Genomic DNA, 16623 nt, shown 5'->3' with positions numbered 1-16623 from the left:
CCACCTCCTGTCCTCCTCCCCGCAAGGGGGAGGAGAGACCCGCGCTATAAATGACGAGGTGTGCGTTCCCTCAAAGCCCCGCCGCCGCCAGCATCGCCGAGCCGCCGCGTTCGGCGTCGTCGGCGCCCTGGCGCATGAACGCGAACAGCTCGCGGCCGGTGCCGAGGCCGTCGGGGGGCCGGGTCGCGTCCTCACGCGCCTCCCACTCGGCCGGATCGACCAGCACCTCCAGCACGCCGTCTTCCGCCGAGAGGCGGATCACGTCGCCGTCGCGGATGCGGCCGATGGGGCCGCCGCCGACGGCTTCCGGGCTCAGATGGATCGCGGCCGGCACCTTGCCGGAGGCGCCGGACATCCGCCCGTCGGTCACCAGCGCGACCTTGTGGCCGCGGTCCTGCAGCACGCCGAGCGGCGGAGTCAGCTTGTGCAGCTCCGGCATGCCGTTGGCCCGCGGGCCCTGGAAGCGGACCACGACCACCACGTCGCCGTCGAGTTCGCCGGCCTTGAAGGCGGCGATGACGTCGTCCTGATCGGAGAAGACGCGGGCCGGGGCTTCGATGGTGCGCCGCTGCGGCTCGACCGCGCTGGTCTTGAACGTGGCGCGTCCGAGGTTGCCCTTCACCAGCCGCATCCCGCCGTCGGGCTGGAACGGATTGGATGGTGGGCGCAGCATGGTGTCGTCGAGCGGCTCGGCCGGGGCATCTTCGAAGGTGAGCGCGTCTCCGTCTCCGAGAAACTTCGGGTCGCGGGCGTGGTCGCGCAGGCGGGTGCCGGCCACCGTGACGATGTCGTCGTGCAGCAGGCCCGCATCGATCAGCGAGGCGATGACGTAGGACATGCCGCCCGCGGCGTGGAAGTGGTTCACGTCGCCCGCGCCGTTCGGGTAGACGCGGGCGATCAGCGGCACGACGCCGGACAGCCGGTCGAAATCCTCCCAATCGACGACGATGCCGGCGGCGCGCGCCATGGCCGGGATGTGGATCGCGTGGTTGGTCGAGCCGCCGGTGGCGAGCAGGCCGACGATGGCGTTGACGATGGCTTTTTCATCTATGCAGCGCCCGAGCGGGCGGTAATCGTTGCCGTTCCAGCCGATCTCGGTGAGGCGGTGGATCGCCGAGCGGGTGACCGCCTGCCGCAGCCGCGTGCCGGGATTGATGAAGGAGGCGCCGGGCATGTGCAGGCCCATCACGTCCATCATCATCTGGTTGGAGTTGGCCGTGCCGTAGAAGGTGCAGGTGCCGGCGCCGTGATACGAGGCGGATTCGCTCTCCAGCAACTCTTTGCGGCCGACCTTGCCCTCGGCGAAGAGCTGGCGGATGCGCTGCTTCTCCTTGTTGGCGAGCCCCGAGGGCATCGGGCCCGCGGGCACGAGGATCATCGGCAGGTGGCCGAAGCGCAGCGCCCCGATGATGAGGCCCGGCACGATCTTGTCGCAGATGCCGAGCAGCGCCGCGCCCTCGAACATGCCGTGGCTGAGCGCCACCGCGGTCGAGAGCGCGATGGTGTCGCGGGAGAACAGCGACAGCTCCATGCCGCGCTGGCCTTGGGTGACGCCGTCGCACATGGCCGGCGTGCCGCCCGCGACCTGCGCGGTGGCGCCGACCTCGCGGGCAAAGATCTTGATCTGCTCGGGGTAGCGCCCGTAGGGCTGATGCGCCGAGAGCATGTCGTTGTAGGCGGTGACGATGCCGATGTTCATGGCACGCCCCGCGATGATCGCCGGCTTGTCCTCGCCCGAGGCCGCGAAGCCGTGGGCGAGGTTGCCGCAGGCGAGCTTGGGCCGGTGGACGCCGGCCTCGCGCTCGCGCTCGATCAGGTCGAGATAGGCGCGGCGGCTGTCGCGGGAGCGGGCGATCACCCGTTCGGTGACCGCGGCGACCTCGGGATGAAGCTCCGGCATGGCGGATCAAGCCTCGTTCGTTTCCCGAGAGTCTCGTCTTGGACGAGCCTCTCGGTTCTTGTGCCGCATCGACTTTTTCCGACAGCCGGTTCCCACCTGTCGGGCCGATGCTCTGGGCCCCCGCAAGAACGGGACCCGGCTCAAGCCGTCCTTACCATGGAGCGGTTCGAAACGGGATCGCGGCCGATGGACCGTTCGGGCGGGATGTCACCGGGCGACGCCTCTCCCACCCATCCCCCTCATCCTGAGGTGCGGAGCGAAGCGGAGCCTCGAAGGAGGGCTCCAGGGATCGCGCGCGAACTGGAGACCTCCTTCGAGGGCCGCTGACGCGGCCACCTCAGGATGAGGGGAGTGGGTGGGATGACGGCGAAGCGCCGTCAATCCGGCAGCGGCGCCTCGACGGTGAAGACGAGGCCGCGGGGGCGGTAGTCGATGGCCGCGCGGCCGCCGAACTCGGCGGCGAGCACGCGCTCGATCATGCGGGTGCCGAAGCCGACGCGGCTCGGCTTCTCCACCGGCGGGCCGTCGAGTTCCTCCCAGCGCAGGCGCAGCATGGCGGGCGACGCGTCCTGGCCGTCGGCGGAATCCTGCGTCGGGCGGGCACCGGGCCGCCGGCCCTCGACCTCCCAGTTGAGGATCACCTTGCCGGTGTCGTTGGAGAGGGCGCCGTATTTCGAGGCGTTGGTGGCGAGTTCGTGCAGCGCCATCACCACGGCGAGCGTCAGGCGCGGAGAGAGACGCACCTCCGGCCCGCCGACGCGGATGCGGCCGCGCGGGCTGACCCGGAACGGGCTGAGCGCCGTCTCGACCGCCTCGGCGAGCGTCGCGCCGACATCGCTCTCGGAGGTGAGGATGTCGTGGGCACCCGCCAGCGAGTTGAGGCGGGCGTCGAGCGTCTTCTGCGCGTCCTGGATCGAGGCGGCGTTGCGAAGCGTCTGGTGGGCGATCGACTGCACGGTCGCGATCGAGTTCTTGACCCGGTGCTTCATCTCGGCGGCGAGCAAGGCCCGCTGCTCGTCGGCGCGCTTGCGCTCGGTCACGTCGAGCGAGATGCCGGCCATGGAGAGCGGCGCGCCGTCGGCCCGGTAATAGGCCCGGCCGCGCAGCTGCACCCAGCGCACCTCGCCGCCCGGCCCGGTGACGCGGTGCTCGACGTCGTAGTCGGAGCGCCGGTCGATCGCCGCCTGCATCGCGGCCTCCAGCTTCGGCCGGTCGTCGGGTACGACCGACGCGACGAGGTCGTCGTAGGTGAAGGTCTCGCCGGGCTGGCGGCCGAAATTCAGCTTGCACAGCTCCGAGGCGACGAGGCGGCGCTCGGTCAGGTCGAGGCTCCACGCGCCGAGACGGCCGGCGGCGAGCATGAAGTTCAGGCGGCTCTCGCTGCGGTTCAGGTCGTCGTTGCGGCGCTCGACCTCCTGCTCCAGGGCGTCGCGGTCGCGCTGGAGCCGTACCAGCCGGTCGCGCTCCAGCGTGACGTCGAACTGCGAGGCGAAGAAGTAGGTCAGCTGCCCGTCCGAATCGAAGACCGGCGAGATCAGGAGCCGGTTCCAGAAGATCTCGCCGTTCTTCTTGTGGTTCTGAAGGTCGATCTCGATCGGGACGCGCCGCTCGACCGCGTCGCGGATCCTGGCGACGTCGTCGCGGTTCGTCTCCGGCCCCTGCAGGAAGCGGCAGTTCTGCCCGAGAATTTCCTCGCGGGCGTAGCCCGTGAGCTTGGTGAAGGAATCGTTGACGAAGACGATCGGGTTGTCGGGCTGGCTCGGATCGGTGATCAGCATCGGCATCCGGGTCGCCCGCACGGCGGCGGCGAAGGGATCGTTGCTCTTGGCGACGCGGTGCAACTCCGCGTCGATTCGATCGTGCTCCTGGCGGCTGGTCACGGTCAGCGTTGTCCCGACGATTCCTTGAGGCGGTCCAAGTGGCGGCCCCCACACCTCACGGACGGGCAGCCCCATATCATTTCAGTCGCTACCTTCGCATCACAGACGCGAGAGCGCTACCGTTCGTCACCCCTTCGCGCCGCTCTGCGTAGAGCCCGGCATGGATGTCGCGCAAAACATTCTTCTGCACCTTGCCCATGGCGTTGCGGGGCAGATCCTCGGCGAAGAGCACGCGCTTGGGGCACTTGTACTTGGCCAGCCGCTCTTCGAGCGCCGCGAGGATGCCGGCCTCGTCGGGCGCGCCCTCGCCCGCCACCACCACGGCGGTGACGCCCTCGCCGAAATCCGGATGCGCCAGCCCGATCACCGCCGATTCGACCACGCCCGGCAGCGCGTCGATCTCGGTCTCGATCTCCTTCGGGTAGACGTTGTAGCCGCCGGTGATGATGAGGTCCTTGCCGCGCCCGACGATGTGGACGTAGCCGTCGCGGTCCACCTTGCCGAGGTCGCCGGTGACGAAGAAGCCGTCGACCTTGAACTCGGACGCGGTCTTCTCCGGCATGCGCCAGTAGCCCCGGAACACGTTGGGGCCCTTCACCTCGATCATCCCGACCTCGTCCGCGCCGAGCGGGGCGCCGGTCTCGGCATCGACGATCCTCAGCGACACCCCCGGCAGCGGGAAGCCGACCGTGCCGGCCCGGCGCGCGCCCTCGTAGGGGTTCGAGGTGTTCATGTTGGTCTCGGTCATGCCGTAGCGTTCGAGGATCGCGTGGCCGGTGCGCTCCGACCATTCGCGATGCGTGTCGGCCAGAAGCGGCGCCGAGCCCGAGACGAACAGGCGGATGTTGGCGGTCGCCGCGTGGGTCAGGCCCGGCTCCTTGAGCAGGCGGGTGTAGAAGGTCGGCACGCCCATCATCGCGGTCGCCCGCGGCATCAGTTCCAAGATTGTCTTGGCATCCAGCCGCGGCAGGAACAGCATGGTGCCGCCGGTGGCGAGCACGACGTTGGTGGCCACGAACAGGCCGTGGGTGTGGAACACCGGCAGCGCGTGGATCAGCACGTCGCGTTCCGTGAAGTGCCAGTATTGGGCGAGCGTCAGCGCGTTGGAGACGAGGTTGTCGTGGCTCAGCATGGCGCCCTTCGAGCGCCCGGTCGTGCCCGAGGTGTAGAGGATCGCGGCCAGATCGTCGGGCCCGCGGGCCACGTCGGCGAAGTCGGTGGAGGCCGCGTCGGCGGCCTCGGCCATGCTGCCGCGGCCCTCGCCGTCGAGGGTGCGCACCTGCCCGACGCCGGCCTCGCGGGCGACCTTCGTGAGGTCCGTCTCGCGGGCCGGATCGCAGACGAACAGCGCCGGCTCGGCATCATCCAAGAAATAGGCGATCTCGGGCCCGGTATAGGCGGTATTGAGCGGCAGGAAGACCGCACCGGCCCGCACCGCGCCGAGATAGAGGAAGACGACCTCCGCGCTCTTCTCGACCTGCACCGCGACCCGGTCGCCGGGCTTCACCCCGAGCCGCGTCAGGGCGTCGGCATAGGCGCTAGAGCGGGCCAGCAGGTCGGCGTAGCTGTGGTGCCGCCCATCGGGGACGGATTCGATGAAGGTGCGTCCGCCCGGATCGGCCGGGAGATGGGCGCGCACGAGGTCGAACAGGTGGTTGCCGGCTGCCTCGGCCATCGCGTGTCGTCTCCTGCCCGGTCCCGATTCTTTGCTCGGTGACCGCATTGGCGCAGGGCGAAGCGCGGTTCAAGCGGAGCAGGAACGGGGCGGCGGCGGAAAGGAGAACAACGGCGTCACATCGCTTCCGGGCAACCCGCGCGGATTCCAATCCACCCCGTCATCGCGAGGCGGAGCCGAAGCGATCCAGGGCACGCGTTTCCCGAAGAGCGCGACACTGTACCGACGACACGGCTACGCCGCGCTCCGTTCGGACTCTGCGGAGCGCTGGATTGCTTACGTCTCGCCTCGCAATGACGGCGAGAGGCGGATCACTCCGTGGGAATGCGGCCGACCGAGCAGAGGGTGCGCAGCGCTCCGGCGCTGTCGGTGTAGCAGCTCGCCGACCAGCCGTTCTGCTGGATGAAGGACTTGCGGCCCTCGCGGAGCGCCGTCTCGTAGGCCCGCACCAGGATCGGCTGGATCGTCGCCGCCGGCTCGCCGATCACCAGTTCGGAAGCCGTCGTCAACTCGCGAAAATAGGTGGCGGAGGGGGAGGGCTCGCCCGAGGAGGCCTGGACGATGGGCTGGGCCCGGCAGGTGAGGTTGAGCGTCACGCCGCTCGCTGCCCGCACATCGATGCTCGGGCCCATCCGCCGGCCGGGTTTTTTGGCGCCGACCGCCTGGGCGAGTTGCAGGGCCAGCCCCTCGCATTCGTCCGCCCGCGTGGGCGTGGGGGCGAGCAGCGGGAGGGCCAAGAGGACAGCCACAAGGGCGGTGAGGAGCGAGCGGCGCATGGTGGCCCTCTCTGCGCGCGCCCCGCGGCGCTTTCAAGACATCGCGGCATGGCTATACCGGCACGCGGGCCGGTCGAGTGAGGAAACCCCATGACGGTGTCGAGCGAGGACGAGCTGGCGGCCCTGAAGCGGATCGGGCGCATCGTCGCCGACGCGCTGGAGGCGATGGGGCGCGCCATCGAGCCCGGCATGACCACGCGCGAACTCGATGGAATCGGGAGACGCTTCCTGGAGGCGGCGGGCGCGCGCTCGGCGCCCGAGACGGTCTACGGCTTCCCCGGCGCCACCTGCATCAGCGTCAACGAGGAGGTCGCCCACGGCATCCCCGGCGAGCGCCGGATCGCGGCGGGCGACCTCGTCAACATCGACGTGTCGGCGGAGCGGGACGGCTACTTCTCCGACACCGGCGCCTCGTTTCCCGTGCCCCCGGTGACGCGGGCGACGGACTGGCTGTGCAAGGACGGGCGGCGCGCCCTGTGGACCGGCCTGCGGCAGGTCGGCACCGGCCGGCCGATCGCCGGCATCGGCCGGGCGGTCGGAGCGTTCGCGGCGAAGAACGGCTACACGCTGGTGCGCAACCTCGCGAGCCACGGCGTCGGCCGTTCCCTGCACGAGGAGCCGACCGAGATCGCGACCTGGCCCGACGCCTCCGAGCGCCGGATCATGACCGAGGGGCTGGTGCTCACCGTCGAGCCGTTCCTCTCGCTGGGCGCCGACTTCGCCGAGAACCGCGACGACGATCCCTGGACCCTCTACAGCCGCCCCCGCGCCCGCACCGTGCAGTACGAGCACACGGTGGTGGCCACCCGCAACGGGCCGCTGATCCTGACGATGGCGGGGTAGTCGGCCTCCTGCCCGAAAGGTGAGCGAGACCGGGCTTGACCGTCTCGCCTCGCCCGCCGAAACCTTCCCGCCGCCGCGCCGGAAGACGCGCGGATCAGACGGGAGGGACGAGGATGCCTGCGACCGTGGGACGTTGGCCGTGGCCGATCCTGATGGCGGGGGTTTTGTTCACCGCGCCGGCCCTGGCGCAGCCCGCCGAGGCGCCCGCGCCCCGGGCGAAGGCGACTCAAGCCCGTCCGAAGGCGGCGGTCCCGCCGATCCAGGTGTGGGACGCCCGCATCGAGGGCGGCGACCTGCGGATTTCCGGCAGCATCCGCAAGAGCGGCCAGACCGTGATCCTCGACGACGACATCTCCGTGCTGTCGGACAAGCGCGGGCGCTTCGAGTTCCGCCTGCCCTACCGGCCCGCGACCTGCGTGGCGCTGCTGAAGAGCGGCGAGGACGAGCGCGAGGCGGTGGTCGCCAACTGCGCCCCCGAGGGTCCGCCCGGCAAGGCGGGCGAGCCGGGCCCGGCCGGGCCGCAGGGCGAGGCGGGCCTCCAGGGGCCCCCCGGCCCCGCCGGCCTCCAGGGCCCGCCCGGCGCACCGGGGCCGCAAGGCCCGCAAGGCTTGAGAGGCGAGGCCGGCCCGGCCGGTCCCGCGGGGCCCAAGGGGGAGGCGGGCGCCAAGGGCGAGGCCGGTCCCAAAGGTGAGGCCGGAGCGAAGGGGGCGCCCGGCCCGAAGGGCGAGCCCGGCGCGCGGGGCGAGGCCGCCGCGGCGTCCGCCAGCCCGTTCCGGGTGGTGCGCACGCAGACCTGCCCGGAGACCGGCTGCACCCTCTCGTGCGAGCCCGGCGAGGTGTTCGCCTCGGCGATCTGCCTCAAGGGCGCTGCGGCGAGCTTCGACTCGGAGACCGCGGCCATCTGCCCGGCGGGCAGCGGCGGCATGACCGGGTTGTGCGCCAAGCCGTAGGCGGACTTTGGCCCCCTACATCCCATCCAACCCCCTCATCCTGAGGTGCGGAGCGAAGCGTAGCCTCGAAGGAGGGCTCCAGTTCGCTCGGCGACTTCTGGAGCCCTCCTTCGAGGCTGCTTCGCAGCACCTCAGGATGAGGGCGGTGGGGGGATGAAGGTGGCAGAAGACGCTGTGAAAACCTGAGAAAAACCCCCGGCCTCACGCCGCCCGCGCACGCCGCGCGGGAACGGGCGCCGGCGCGGGGGTGGCGAGATCGACGGCGGGGAGCGCGTCCATGCCGCGGCTCGCCGGGAAGGTGACGATCACCTCGGTGCCCTCGCGCGGCTTCGACTTGAGCTGGAAATGGCCGCCGTGGAGGTCGACGAGGCCCTTCACGATCGGGAGCCCCAGCCCCGAGCCCTGCTCGGCGGTCTTGATGGCTAGCGACCCGCGCCCGAACGAGGACATGACGGTGCCGAGTTCGTCCTCGGGGATGCCGGGGCCGGAATCCTTGACGCTGACATACTGCCCGCCCGACGCCGTCCAGCCGACCTTGATGACGATCTCGCCGCCGGGCGGGGTGAACTTCACGGCGTTCGACAGGAGGTTGAGCACGATCTGGCGCACGGCGCGCTCGTCGGCCCAGAGGCGCGGCAGGGTCTCGTCCACGAAGCTCGCGAAGGTCTGGCCCTTGGAGCGGGCGCGCAACGCCATCATGTGGCGGCACTCCTCCACCGTGTGGGCGAGCTGCATCGCCTCCTCGGTCAGGTCGTAGCGCCCGGCCTCGATGCGCGAGAGGTCGAGGATTTCGTTGATCAGCGTCAGCAGGTGCATGCCGCTGTCGTGGATGTCGTTGGCGTATTCCTTGTAGGCGGGCGCGGTGTGGGCGCCGAACACCTCGTTCTTCATCACCTCCGAGAAGCCGAGGATGGCGTTCAAGGGCGTGCGCAGCTCGTGGCTCATGGTGGCCAGGAAGCGGGACTTGGCGAGGTTGGCCTCTTCCGCGCGGCGGCGCGCCTCGTCGGAATTGGCCTTGGCCTGTTCGAGTTCGGCGAAGATCGCGTCCTTCTCGGCCCGCGATTGCAGCGTGCCGACCGCCGAATCGTAGAGGCGGCGCGCGAGCCCCGCGAAGAGCAGCTGGCTGCACACCGTCATGACGACGAGCAGCACCGTGTCGGTGTCGCGGGAGAACAGCAGCAGCGAGAGCGCCGCCAGCATCAGGGGCATCAGGCCCGAGACGGCGGCGATCGGCACGGTCGCGGCCAGCATCGTCGTCACCGCCGCGACGATGACGAGGCCGAACAGGGCGAAGGTGCGGGCGTCGGGGGCGCCGACCAAGAGCATCATCGCCCAGGCGAGGCTCTGCCCGAACTCGGCGGCGATGAAGGCGCGGCGCCAACCCGCCAGCGACAGGCTCTCGGGCGGCTGGCGCAGGAAGCGGCGGGCGAGGCCCACCGTCAGCAGCACCGTGGCGCAGGCGCCGACGCACCACACGGCCGCCATCGCCGGGCGCAGCCAGATCAGCGAGGCGGCGGCGAGCGCCACGGCGAGCGCCAGCAGCGGCAGGGCGGCGCCCGCCCGGTACTGCGCGTAGAGGCGCAGCAATTCGTGGTCGAAGGCGCGCTCCAGCCCGCTCGTCGAGGTCAGCCGCTCGCGGGCCGAGCGCATGTCGCGCGCGATGCCGCGCCGCTTGGCCACCTCCTGCGAGGAGGGCCCGCGGCCGCGCTGTACCATCTCCGCTGTGAGGTCGGCCATGCCTGGGGGTTCGGGTCGCTGAGGTGTCGAGCGTCGCGACCGCGGACCGGCCGGAAACGGGCCCTCAGGGTGCCCGCGAACCGTTAAGAAGCGGCTTCGGGAGTCGGGCGAATTGTCCGGAATCCGTAACCGTACCGGCTATCTTGTATTCAGGTGCGCTGGCGCACATCAGTCGGCGCGCCGCGGGTCCAGACTCGGAACGATTCCAGATTCCGGAGCGGCGGCATGCTGACCATCCACCTGAACGGCGCGGCCCGCGAGGTCGACGCCGATCCCGACATGCCGCTGCTGTGGGCGATCCGCGACCGGCTCGAGCTCACCGGCACCAAGTACGGCTGCGGCATCGCCCAGTGCGGCGCCTGCACGGTCCACATGGACGGGCAGCCGGTGCGCGCCTGCCAGACTAAGGTAGGCGACGTGGGAAGCGCCAAGATCACCACGATCGAGGGCATCAACGGCAAGGTGGCCGAGGCGGTGCAGGGCGCGTGGCGCAAGCTCGATGTGGTGCAGTGCGGCTACTGCCAGTCCGGCCAGATCATGTCGGCGATCGGCCTGCTCACCGAGAACCCGAAGCCCACGGATGCCGACATCGACGGCGCCATGGACGGCAACGTCTGCCGCTGCGGCACCTACCAACGCATCCGCGCCGCGATCCACGAAGCCGCCCGCTCTCTCGCGTAAGCCTCAGACTCCGAAGGAGCCCGGCATGCTCAAGCTCGATCTCACCGATGCGCCCGTCCCGTCCCGGCGCGCCTTCCTCGGCGGCGCTGCGGCGGGCGCCGTGCTGCTCGCCTTCCGGCTCGACCTGCGCGGGGCGCGGGCGGCGGAGGGCGGGGGGCCCGACCTGTCCAAGGGCCCGGCCCAGCCCAACGCCTTCGTGCGCATTGCCGCCGACGACACCGTCACGGTGATGATCAAGCATCTCGACATGGGCCAGGGCAACACGACCGGCCTCGCCACGATCCTGGCCGACGAACTCGACGCCGACTGGGGCCAGATCCGCGTCGCCTTCGCCCCTGCCGACGCCAAGCTCTACGCGAACCTGCTGATGGGCCCGGTGCAGGGCACCGGCGGCTCCACGGCCATCGCCAATTCGTGGTTCCAGCTGCGCAAGGCGGGTGCCGCCGCCCGCGCCATGCTGGTGGCGGCCGCCGCCGACAAGTGGGGCGTGCCGGCCGCCGAGATCAGGGTCTCGAAGGGCGTGCTCTCGCACCGATCGGGCAAGCAGGGCCGGTTCGGCGAGTTCGCCGAGGCTGCCGCCGCCAAGCCGGTGCCGCAGGAGCCGAAGCTCAAGACGCCCGCCGAATGGACCCTGATCGGCAAGGGCGTGCCGCGCATCGATTCCAAGGCGAAGACCGACGGCACCGCGATCTACTCCCTCGACATCCGCCGCCCCGGTCAGGTGACGGCGCTCGTCGCCCACCCGCCGCGCTTCGGCGCGAGCGTGAAGAAGGTGGATGCGGAAGCCGCGCAAGGCATGCCCGGCGTCGTCGCGGTCGTGACGATCCCGACCGGCGTCGCCGTCATCGCCCGCGACACGTGGACCGCGATGAAGGCCCGCGAGGCGCTCAAGGTCGAGTGGGACGATTCCGCCGCCGAGACCCGCTCGTCCGAGGCCATCCTCGACGAGTACCGCAAGACCGCCCGGACGCCGGGCCTCGTCGCCGCGCAGGCGGGCGATGCGGATGCCGCGATCAAGGGCGCGGCCAAGGTGGTGGAGGCGGAGTTCGCCTTCCCCTACCTCGCCCACGCTTCGATGGAGCCGCTCAACGCCACGATCGAGCGGGCCGCGGACGGCTCCTACGACGTCTATGCCGGCTGCCAGCTCCAGACCATCGAGCAGGCGGTGGTGGCCGCGACCCTGGGCGTCACCACCGACAAGGTCCGCCTGCACACGCAATGGGCCGGCGGCTCGTTCGGTCGGCGCGCGACCCCCGGCGCCGACTACTTCGCTGAGGCTGCCGCCATCGTGAAGGCCTGGGGCGGCAAGGCTCCGGTCCACCTCGTCTGGACCCGCGAGGACGACATGGCCGGCGGCTATTACCGCCCGCAGGTCTACCACACGGTCAAGGCCGGGCTCGACGCCAAGGGTCAGGTCGCGGGCTGGCGCCACACCATGGTCGGCAAGTCGATCATGATCGGCTCGCCGTTCGAGGCGATGCTGGTCAAGAACGGCATCGACGGCACCACGGTCGAGGGCGCCTCCGACACCCCCTACGGCCTGCCGGCCTACCGCTTCGAGGTCCACAACGCCCGCGAGGGCGTGCCGGTGCTGTGGTGGCGCTCGGTCGGCCACACCCATACCGCCCACGTGATGGAGGTGATGATCGACGAGCTGGCGCATGCGGCCGGCGCCGATCCGGTCGCCTACCGCCTGTCGTTGCTGACGCGGGCGCCGCGCCTGTCGGCGGTGCTGCGGCTCGCCGCCGAGAAGGCCGGCTGGAGCGGGAAGCCGGGCGAGAAGGGCCGGGGCCTCGGGGTCGCCGTGCATCAATCCTTCGGCTCCTACGTCGCCATGGCGGCGGACGTGACCGCGGGCGAGTCGGGCGTGAAGGTCGAGCGCATCGTCGCGGCCGTCGATGTCGGCATCGCGGTCAACCCGGACGTGATCCGCGCCCAGGTCGAGGGCGCGGTCGGCTTCGCCCTGTCGTCGGTGCTGCGCAACCGCATCACCCTGAAGGACGGCGTGGTGCAGGAGACGAACTTCGACAGCTACCAGCCGACCCGCCTCTCCGAGATGCCGCGGGTCGAGGTCCACATCGTCCCCTCCGACACGCCCCCGACCGGCATCGGCGAGCCCGGCGTGCCGGTGCTGGCGCCGGCGATCTCCAACGCGATTTTTTCCGCCACGGGGCAGCGCTTACGGTCTCTGCCGCTCGATCTGGCGAGCCTGCGGGGGGCGTAATCCCCTTGCGGACCGGACGATGTCCGGTCCGCGCTTCCCCACTCAAACCCCCTCATCCTGAGGTGCGCAGCGTAGCGGAGCCTCGAAGGAGGGCTCCAGTAGACGCGCGATCCCTGGAGCCCTCCTTCGAGGGCGCCGCTCCGCGCCGCCACCTCAGGATGAGGGGGATGGGTGAGAGGAGGGTGACGTCGTGGCGAGGAACCGCCCCCGTCAGCTGATGTAATTCACCAGACTCATCTCCGAGAGCATCGAGGTCACCTTGTAGCTCGCCTGCAACTGGGTCTGCAGGTTGACGAGCTTGGCGGCGACTTCCTGGGTCGAGACGGTGTCGATGCCGTCGAGCGAGTTCTCCAGGGTCGTCTTGGTCGCCGTGGCGATCGATTTGGCGTTGGCCATGCCGCTCGACGCCAGCCCGAAATCCGTGACGAGGCCTTCGAGGCCGGCCCGGTCGGCGTCCGGCGTCAGGGCGGCGGAGACCCGCTCGGCGGTGGCGTTGAAGCGGGCGGTGTCGGCCGTGCCGGTCGCGTCGGTGAAGTTCTCGGCCGCCACCGCGGCGAGGCCGGCGAGCGTCTTGCGGATCGCCGCCTCGTTGGCCTGGGCGCCGATCGCCACGGTGCGGCTCGTGCCGACCTGCACGGTGGCGGTGCCGCGCGGGTCGGTGCCGTCGTCGCCCTGGTACCAGATCACCGTCTTGGCGCTGGCGGCCGAGGCGTAGCCGTTGCCGTCCTCGGCCACGCGCCGGGGCGCGAGGCCCGCGGCCGGCGAGCCCTCGAAGAAGTTCGTGGAGGCCCGCGTCGTCGAACTCGCCGCGAGATCGGTGTTCGCGGCGGTCTTGAGGGCGTTCTGAAGCGTCTGGTTCAGGTTGGCCGCGGTGTCCTCCGGGGTCGCCCCGATGGCGAAGGTGGTGGCCGAAGCCGCGTCCGCGCTGCCGCGCGCCGTCAGCTTGATCGTCGTGGTGGTGCCGTCGTGGAGCGCCAGCGTCACGGTTAGGGCATCGCCCGCCTTCGGGGTACCGGTCACCGAGAGCGCCAGCGAGGCCGGGCTGCCGCCCTCGAAGCCGACCGACAGGCCCGGCGGCGACGCGCTCTGCGCGCTGGCGAGCGCGCCGGCGCCGGGCAATTCCTTGAGCAGGGTCTGGAGGTTGGCCGCGGTCTCCGCCGCGTCGGCGCCGATGGCGAAGGCATCGGTGGCGCCCACCGCCGGGTTGGTCCGGGCGGTGAGGTCGTAGGTCGCCTGCGAGCCGTCGGGGAGGTTGACCGCCACCCGCACCCGCATGCCGTCGGTGGGGTTCTCGGCGAACGTCGGCGTCGCCGTGGCGGGCGTGCCCGCGGTCAGCGCCGCCGTGATGCTGCCGCCCGCGCTCCCCGTGGCGCCGGTGAGCGAGAAGCCGAAATTCGCCCGCGCGGCGGCGTTCGCGTCCTCGGTGAGGGTGATGTCGGCGCCGCTCAGCGCCTGGGTCAGGCGGCCGTTGCCGTCCGGGCCGCGGTCGGCCGCCTTCTGCTCGGCGATCAGGTCCTTGAGGCCGTCGAGCCCCTGGATGGGGTCGCCGTTGAGGATCGTCTCGCGCGAGACCACGGGGCGGGTGTCGGTGGCGCGGCCGGAGAAGACGTAGACGTCGCCGGCCTGCTGGTTCAGCGCGTCGATGGCCGCCGAGAGGTTGTTGTCGGCGAGCTGCACGCTGGTCGCGGGCAGCGCCTGCACGCGCGAGGTCAGCAGGCCGTTGAGGTTGGAGCGGGCGCTGTCGTTGAGCGTCTTGATCTGGGTCAGGCTGGCGGTCGTGAGCTTCACCCGCGTGTCGGCGGAGGTGATCGCGGCGAGGTAGCCGTCCTGCGCGCTGATGCCGGCGCGGGCCGACAGGCTGGTGGCGCGGCCCGCCCCGAGCCCGCCATAGGTCTCGGCGGTGCGCCCGGTGGCGAGCTGGCGCGACAGGTCGTCGAGCTGGCCCTTCATGCTCGTGAGATTCGAGGCCTGCCGATCGAAGCGGTAGGTGCCGGCGGCGAACGCGCTGATGCTGGTCATGGAGGCCCCGTCAGATCCGCATCAGGGTGTCGAGCATGTCGCGGGCGGCGGTGAGCACGCGGGCATTGGCCGTGAAGGCCTGCTGCAGGGCGATGAGGTTCGACATCTCCTCGTCGATGCTGACGCCGGAGGTCGAGGCGAAGCGCCCCTGCGCGGTCGAAAGCGCGATGCTCTGGCCCTCGTCGAGGTCCTGGGCGGCGGCCGCGGCCGAACCCTGCACCGAGATCACCCCTTGCACGAACTCGGCGACGCTGGAGCGCGTCGGCGCGTCGATGCCGCCGATGCCGCTCGCCGATGAGAAGGTGCGGGGCGTCGTCGTCAGGGCGTCGTAGAGCGCCTGCGGCCGGGTCGCGTCGCCGGTGCTCGTCCCCGAGCCAGTGATGCCGACGAGGCTTGCGGCGTTGCCCGCCACCGCCGGGTTGACGCCGATGCGCTGGGCAAAGCCCGTGAGCTGCGAGCCGCCCTCGAACGAGCCGGTGAACAGGGTCGCGGCCTTGCCGTCGACGAAGAGCGGGATCTGGGTCTTGCCGCCCTTGATGTCGGTGGCGGAACTCACCTGCGTGACGCTGGCCGAGGCCGCGAGCAGGCTGGCGCTGCCGGTGCCGGTAATGCGGACCGCGCCGGCTCCGCCCTCCGCCGCCGCGACGTCGTAGCCGCCGCCGAGCGCATCGGACAGGGCCGCCGCCATGGTCGCGGGCGCGCCCTCGCCGCTGCCGGGCAGGCGGAACGGGATCACCGTCGCCTCAGCATCGTCGGTCAGCCCGGCCGGCACCGAATCCGGCGGCGTGCCGGTGAAGGGCATCAGGATCAGGTTGCGCTGCACGCCGCCGTCCTGCACCGTCAGCGTCACCGCGTTGCCCGCGGACAGGCCGGTGAGGTCGATGTCGAGCGCCCCCTTGGTGCCGTCGGTGGGCGCCGTGCCGGTGGCCGCGCGGTCCGACAGCGCGCGAGCGAGGCCGGCGGCGAGGTCGTCGAGCTGGCGCTGGGCCTGGGGCAGCACCGTGTCGCGCAGTTCCACCGCCGCCGCCATCGAGCCGGAGCGGATGGCGCCTGTGGCGATCAGGTCGATCTTGCCGCCGCCCGGCGTCGTCGCCACGATGGTGCCGACGCCGCTCTGGCTCGGATCGTCCGAATAGAGCGCCTGCGCCGAGAGCGTGCCGCGGCTGGAGAAACTCAATGTCGCGGCGTTCTCGTAGTCGAGCAGCGTCGCGCCGGAGCCCGTCAGCACGCTGACGCTGCCGTCGGGGAGCGTCGTCGCGTTGATGTCCATCAGCGCCGAGAGGCCGTTGAGCGCTTGGTCGCGCTGGTCCTCCAGGTCGGGGCGGCTGACGTCGCTCTTGGGCGTGGCGCTCAGCCGCGCGTTGAGCTTGGCGAGCTGCCCGAGCAGGGTGTTGGCGTCACCCGTGTCGGAGGCGAGCCCCGCCTCCAGGCCTGAACGCAGGGCCTGCACGCCGTTGGCCGCGTTTGCGATGGTCGTGGCGAGGCCGGAGGCGGCCGAGACCACGGTGTTGCGGGCCGCCGTCGAGGTCGGGTTGGCGGCCAGCGATTGCAGCGAGCGGGTGAAGCCGTTGAACATCCCGTCGAGCGCCGAGGAGTCCCCCGGCCGCCCGTAGAGCGCGTCGAGCTGGCCGCGGATGCCCGCCATGGTCGAGGTGTAGGCCGCCCCCGAGGTCTCGGAGCGCAACTGCTTGAGCGCCGCCGCGTCGATCGCCCGCGCGATGGTGCCGGAAGCGACCCCGGCATTGCCCGGCCCCGTCGTGATCGGCGTGAGGGTACGCCGGACGTAGCCGACGGTGCCGACATTGGCGATGTTCTGCGAGACGACGCCGATCTGCGACTGCGTCACCCGCAGGCCCGCCGTTGCCGTCGTGAGCGCGTCGAAGGCCAAGGTCAGGCTCCTTCATCGGGTCCGGGGCCCCTCCCCACAAGGGGGAGGAG

General features: G+C 71.2%; 11 protein-coding genes. 4 read left to right on the top strand and 7 right to left on the bottom strand.

Translation table 11 applies throughout. The features are described 5' to 3' along the window. Window positions 1–70: 70 nt before the first annotated feature. The 4 genes from edd to AAHG03_RS11635 form a co-directional block, all read right to left on the bottom strand. Window positions 71–1900: a phosphogluconate dehydratase gene (edd, locus tag AAHG03_RS11650; RefSeq protein WP_342150832.1), complete on the bottom strand. Its 1830-nt coding sequence runs from the start codon at window positions 1898–1900 to the stop codon at window positions 71–73. A gap of 377 nt (window positions 1901–2277) precedes the next feature. Continuing rightward, complete coding sequence (locus tag AAHG03_RS11645) at window positions 2278–3780, bottom strand: PAS domain-containing protein (protein WP_342150831.1); 1503 nt, start codon at window positions 3778–3780, stop codon at window positions 2278–2280. An 88-nt stretch (window positions 3781–3868) separates the two neighbouring features. Beyond that, window positions 3869–5455 (bottom strand): malonate--CoA ligase, encoded by a 1587-nt coding sequence (locus tag AAHG03_RS11640; protein ID WP_342150830.1) that lies wholly within the window; start codon window positions 5453–5455, stop codon window positions 3869–3871. A 311-nt stretch (window positions 5456–5766) separates the two neighbouring features. Further along, window positions 5767–6231 (bottom strand): immunoglobulin domain-containing family protein, encoded by a 465-nt coding sequence (locus AAHG03_RS11635; protein ID WP_342150829.1) that lies wholly within the window; start codon window positions 6229–6231, stop codon window positions 5767–5769. Between the two features lie 90 nt (window positions 6232–6321). Between AAHG03_RS11635 and map the strand changes: the two genes are divergently transcribed. Both map and AAHG03_RS11625 read left to right on the top strand, forming a co-directional pair. Continuing rightward, entirely contained in the window at window positions 6322–7074 is a 753-nt protein-coding gene (map, locus tag AAHG03_RS11630) for a type I methionyl aminopeptidase (protein ID WP_342150828.1), read from the top strand. Window positions 7075–7187: 113 nt separating this feature from the next. After that, window positions 7188–8024, top strand: a complete 837-nt coding sequence (locus tag AAHG03_RS11625) for a collagen-like domain-containing protein (protein ID WP_342150827.1) — start codon at window positions 7188–7190, stop codon at window positions 8022–8024. A 201-nt stretch (window positions 8025–8225) separates the two neighbouring features. Here AAHG03_RS11625 and AAHG03_RS11620 read toward each other — a convergent pair whose 3' ends face one another. Then, a complete protein-coding gene (locus AAHG03_RS11620) occupies window positions 8226–9761 on the bottom strand; it encodes a sensor histidine kinase (RefSeq protein WP_342150826.1) in 1536 nt (511 codons plus the stop codon). Window positions 9762–9986: 225 nt separating this feature from the next. Between AAHG03_RS11620 and AAHG03_RS11615 the strand changes: the two genes are divergently transcribed. Then, on the top strand, window positions 9987–10442 hold the full coding sequence (locus AAHG03_RS11615; protein ID WP_342150825.1) for a (2Fe-2S)-binding protein: 456 nt from the start codon (window positions 9987–9989) through the stop codon (window positions 10440–10442). Window positions 10443–10467: 25 nt separating this feature from the next. Further along, on the top strand, window positions 10468–12666 hold the full coding sequence (locus AAHG03_RS11610) for a xanthine dehydrogenase family protein molybdopterin-binding subunit (protein WP_342150824.1): 2199 nt from the start codon (window positions 10468–10470) through the stop codon (window positions 12664–12666). A gap of 210 nt (window positions 12667–12876) precedes the next feature. On the opposite strand, the gene AAHG03_RS11605 is transcribed toward AAHG03_RS11610, so the two are convergent. Continuing rightward, window positions 12877–14685: a hypothetical protein gene (locus AAHG03_RS11605; RefSeq protein ID WP_342150823.1), complete on the bottom strand. Its 1809-nt coding sequence runs from the start codon at window positions 14683–14685 to the stop codon at window positions 12877–12879. Between the two features lie 10 nt (window positions 14686–14695). Beyond that, window positions 14696–16573 carry a flagellar hook-associated protein FlgK gene (gene flgK, locus AAHG03_RS11600; protein WP_342150822.1) on the bottom strand — a complete coding sequence of 626 codons (1878 nt, stop codon included), beginning with the start codon at window positions 16571–16573 and terminating at the stop codon, window positions 14696–14698. Between the last annotated feature and the right edge of the window lie 50 nt (window positions 16574–16623).

The sequence above is a fragment of the Methylorubrum subtropicum genome, from assembly GCF_038442325.1.
Taxonomy (GTDB): Bacteria; Pseudomonadota; Alphaproteobacteria; order Rhizobiales; family Beijerinckiaceae; genus Methylobacterium; species Methylobacterium subtropicum.
Note: the sequence above shows the minus strand (reverse complement) of the source record. Positions and strands in the feature narration are given on the sequence as shown.

Bases quoted from the DNA above. Each gene is read 5' to 3' on its own strand.
- AAHG03_RS11605 (WP_342150823.1), bottom strand. From the start codon at position 14,685: ATGACCAGCATCAGCGCGTTCGCCGCCGGCACCTACCGCTTCGATCGG.
- AAHG03_RS11615 (WP_342150825.1), top strand. From the start codon at position 9,987: ATGCTGACCATCCACCTGAACGGCGCGGCCCGCGAGGTCGACGCCGAT.
- AAHG03_RS11620 (WP_342150826.1), bottom strand. From the start codon at position 9,761: ATGGCCGACCTCACAGCGGAGATGGTACAGCGCGGCCGCGGGCCCTCC.
- AAHG03_RS11640 (WP_342150830.1), bottom strand. From the start codon at position 5,455: ATGGCCGAGGCAGCCGGCAACCACCTGTTCGACCTCGTGCGCGCCCAT.
- map (WP_342150828.1), top strand. From the start codon at position 6,322: ATGACGGTGTCGAGCGAGGACGAGCTGGCGGCCCTGAAGCGGATCGGG.
- AAHG03_RS11625 (WP_342150827.1), top strand. From the start codon at position 7,188: ATGCCTGCGACCGTGGGACGTTGGCCGTGGCCGATCCTGATGGCGGGG.
- edd (WP_342150832.1), bottom strand. From the start codon at position 1,900: ATGCCGGAGCTTCATCCCGAGGTCGCCGCGGTCACCGAACGGGTGATC.
- AAHG03_RS11610 (WP_342150824.1), top strand. From the start codon at position 10,468: ATGCTCAAGCTCGATCTCACCGATGCGCCCGTCCCGTCCCGGCGCGCC.
- AAHG03_RS11635 (WP_342150829.1), bottom strand. From the start codon at position 6,231: ATGCGCCGCTCGCTCCTCACCGCCCTTGTGGCTGTCCTCTTGGCCCTC.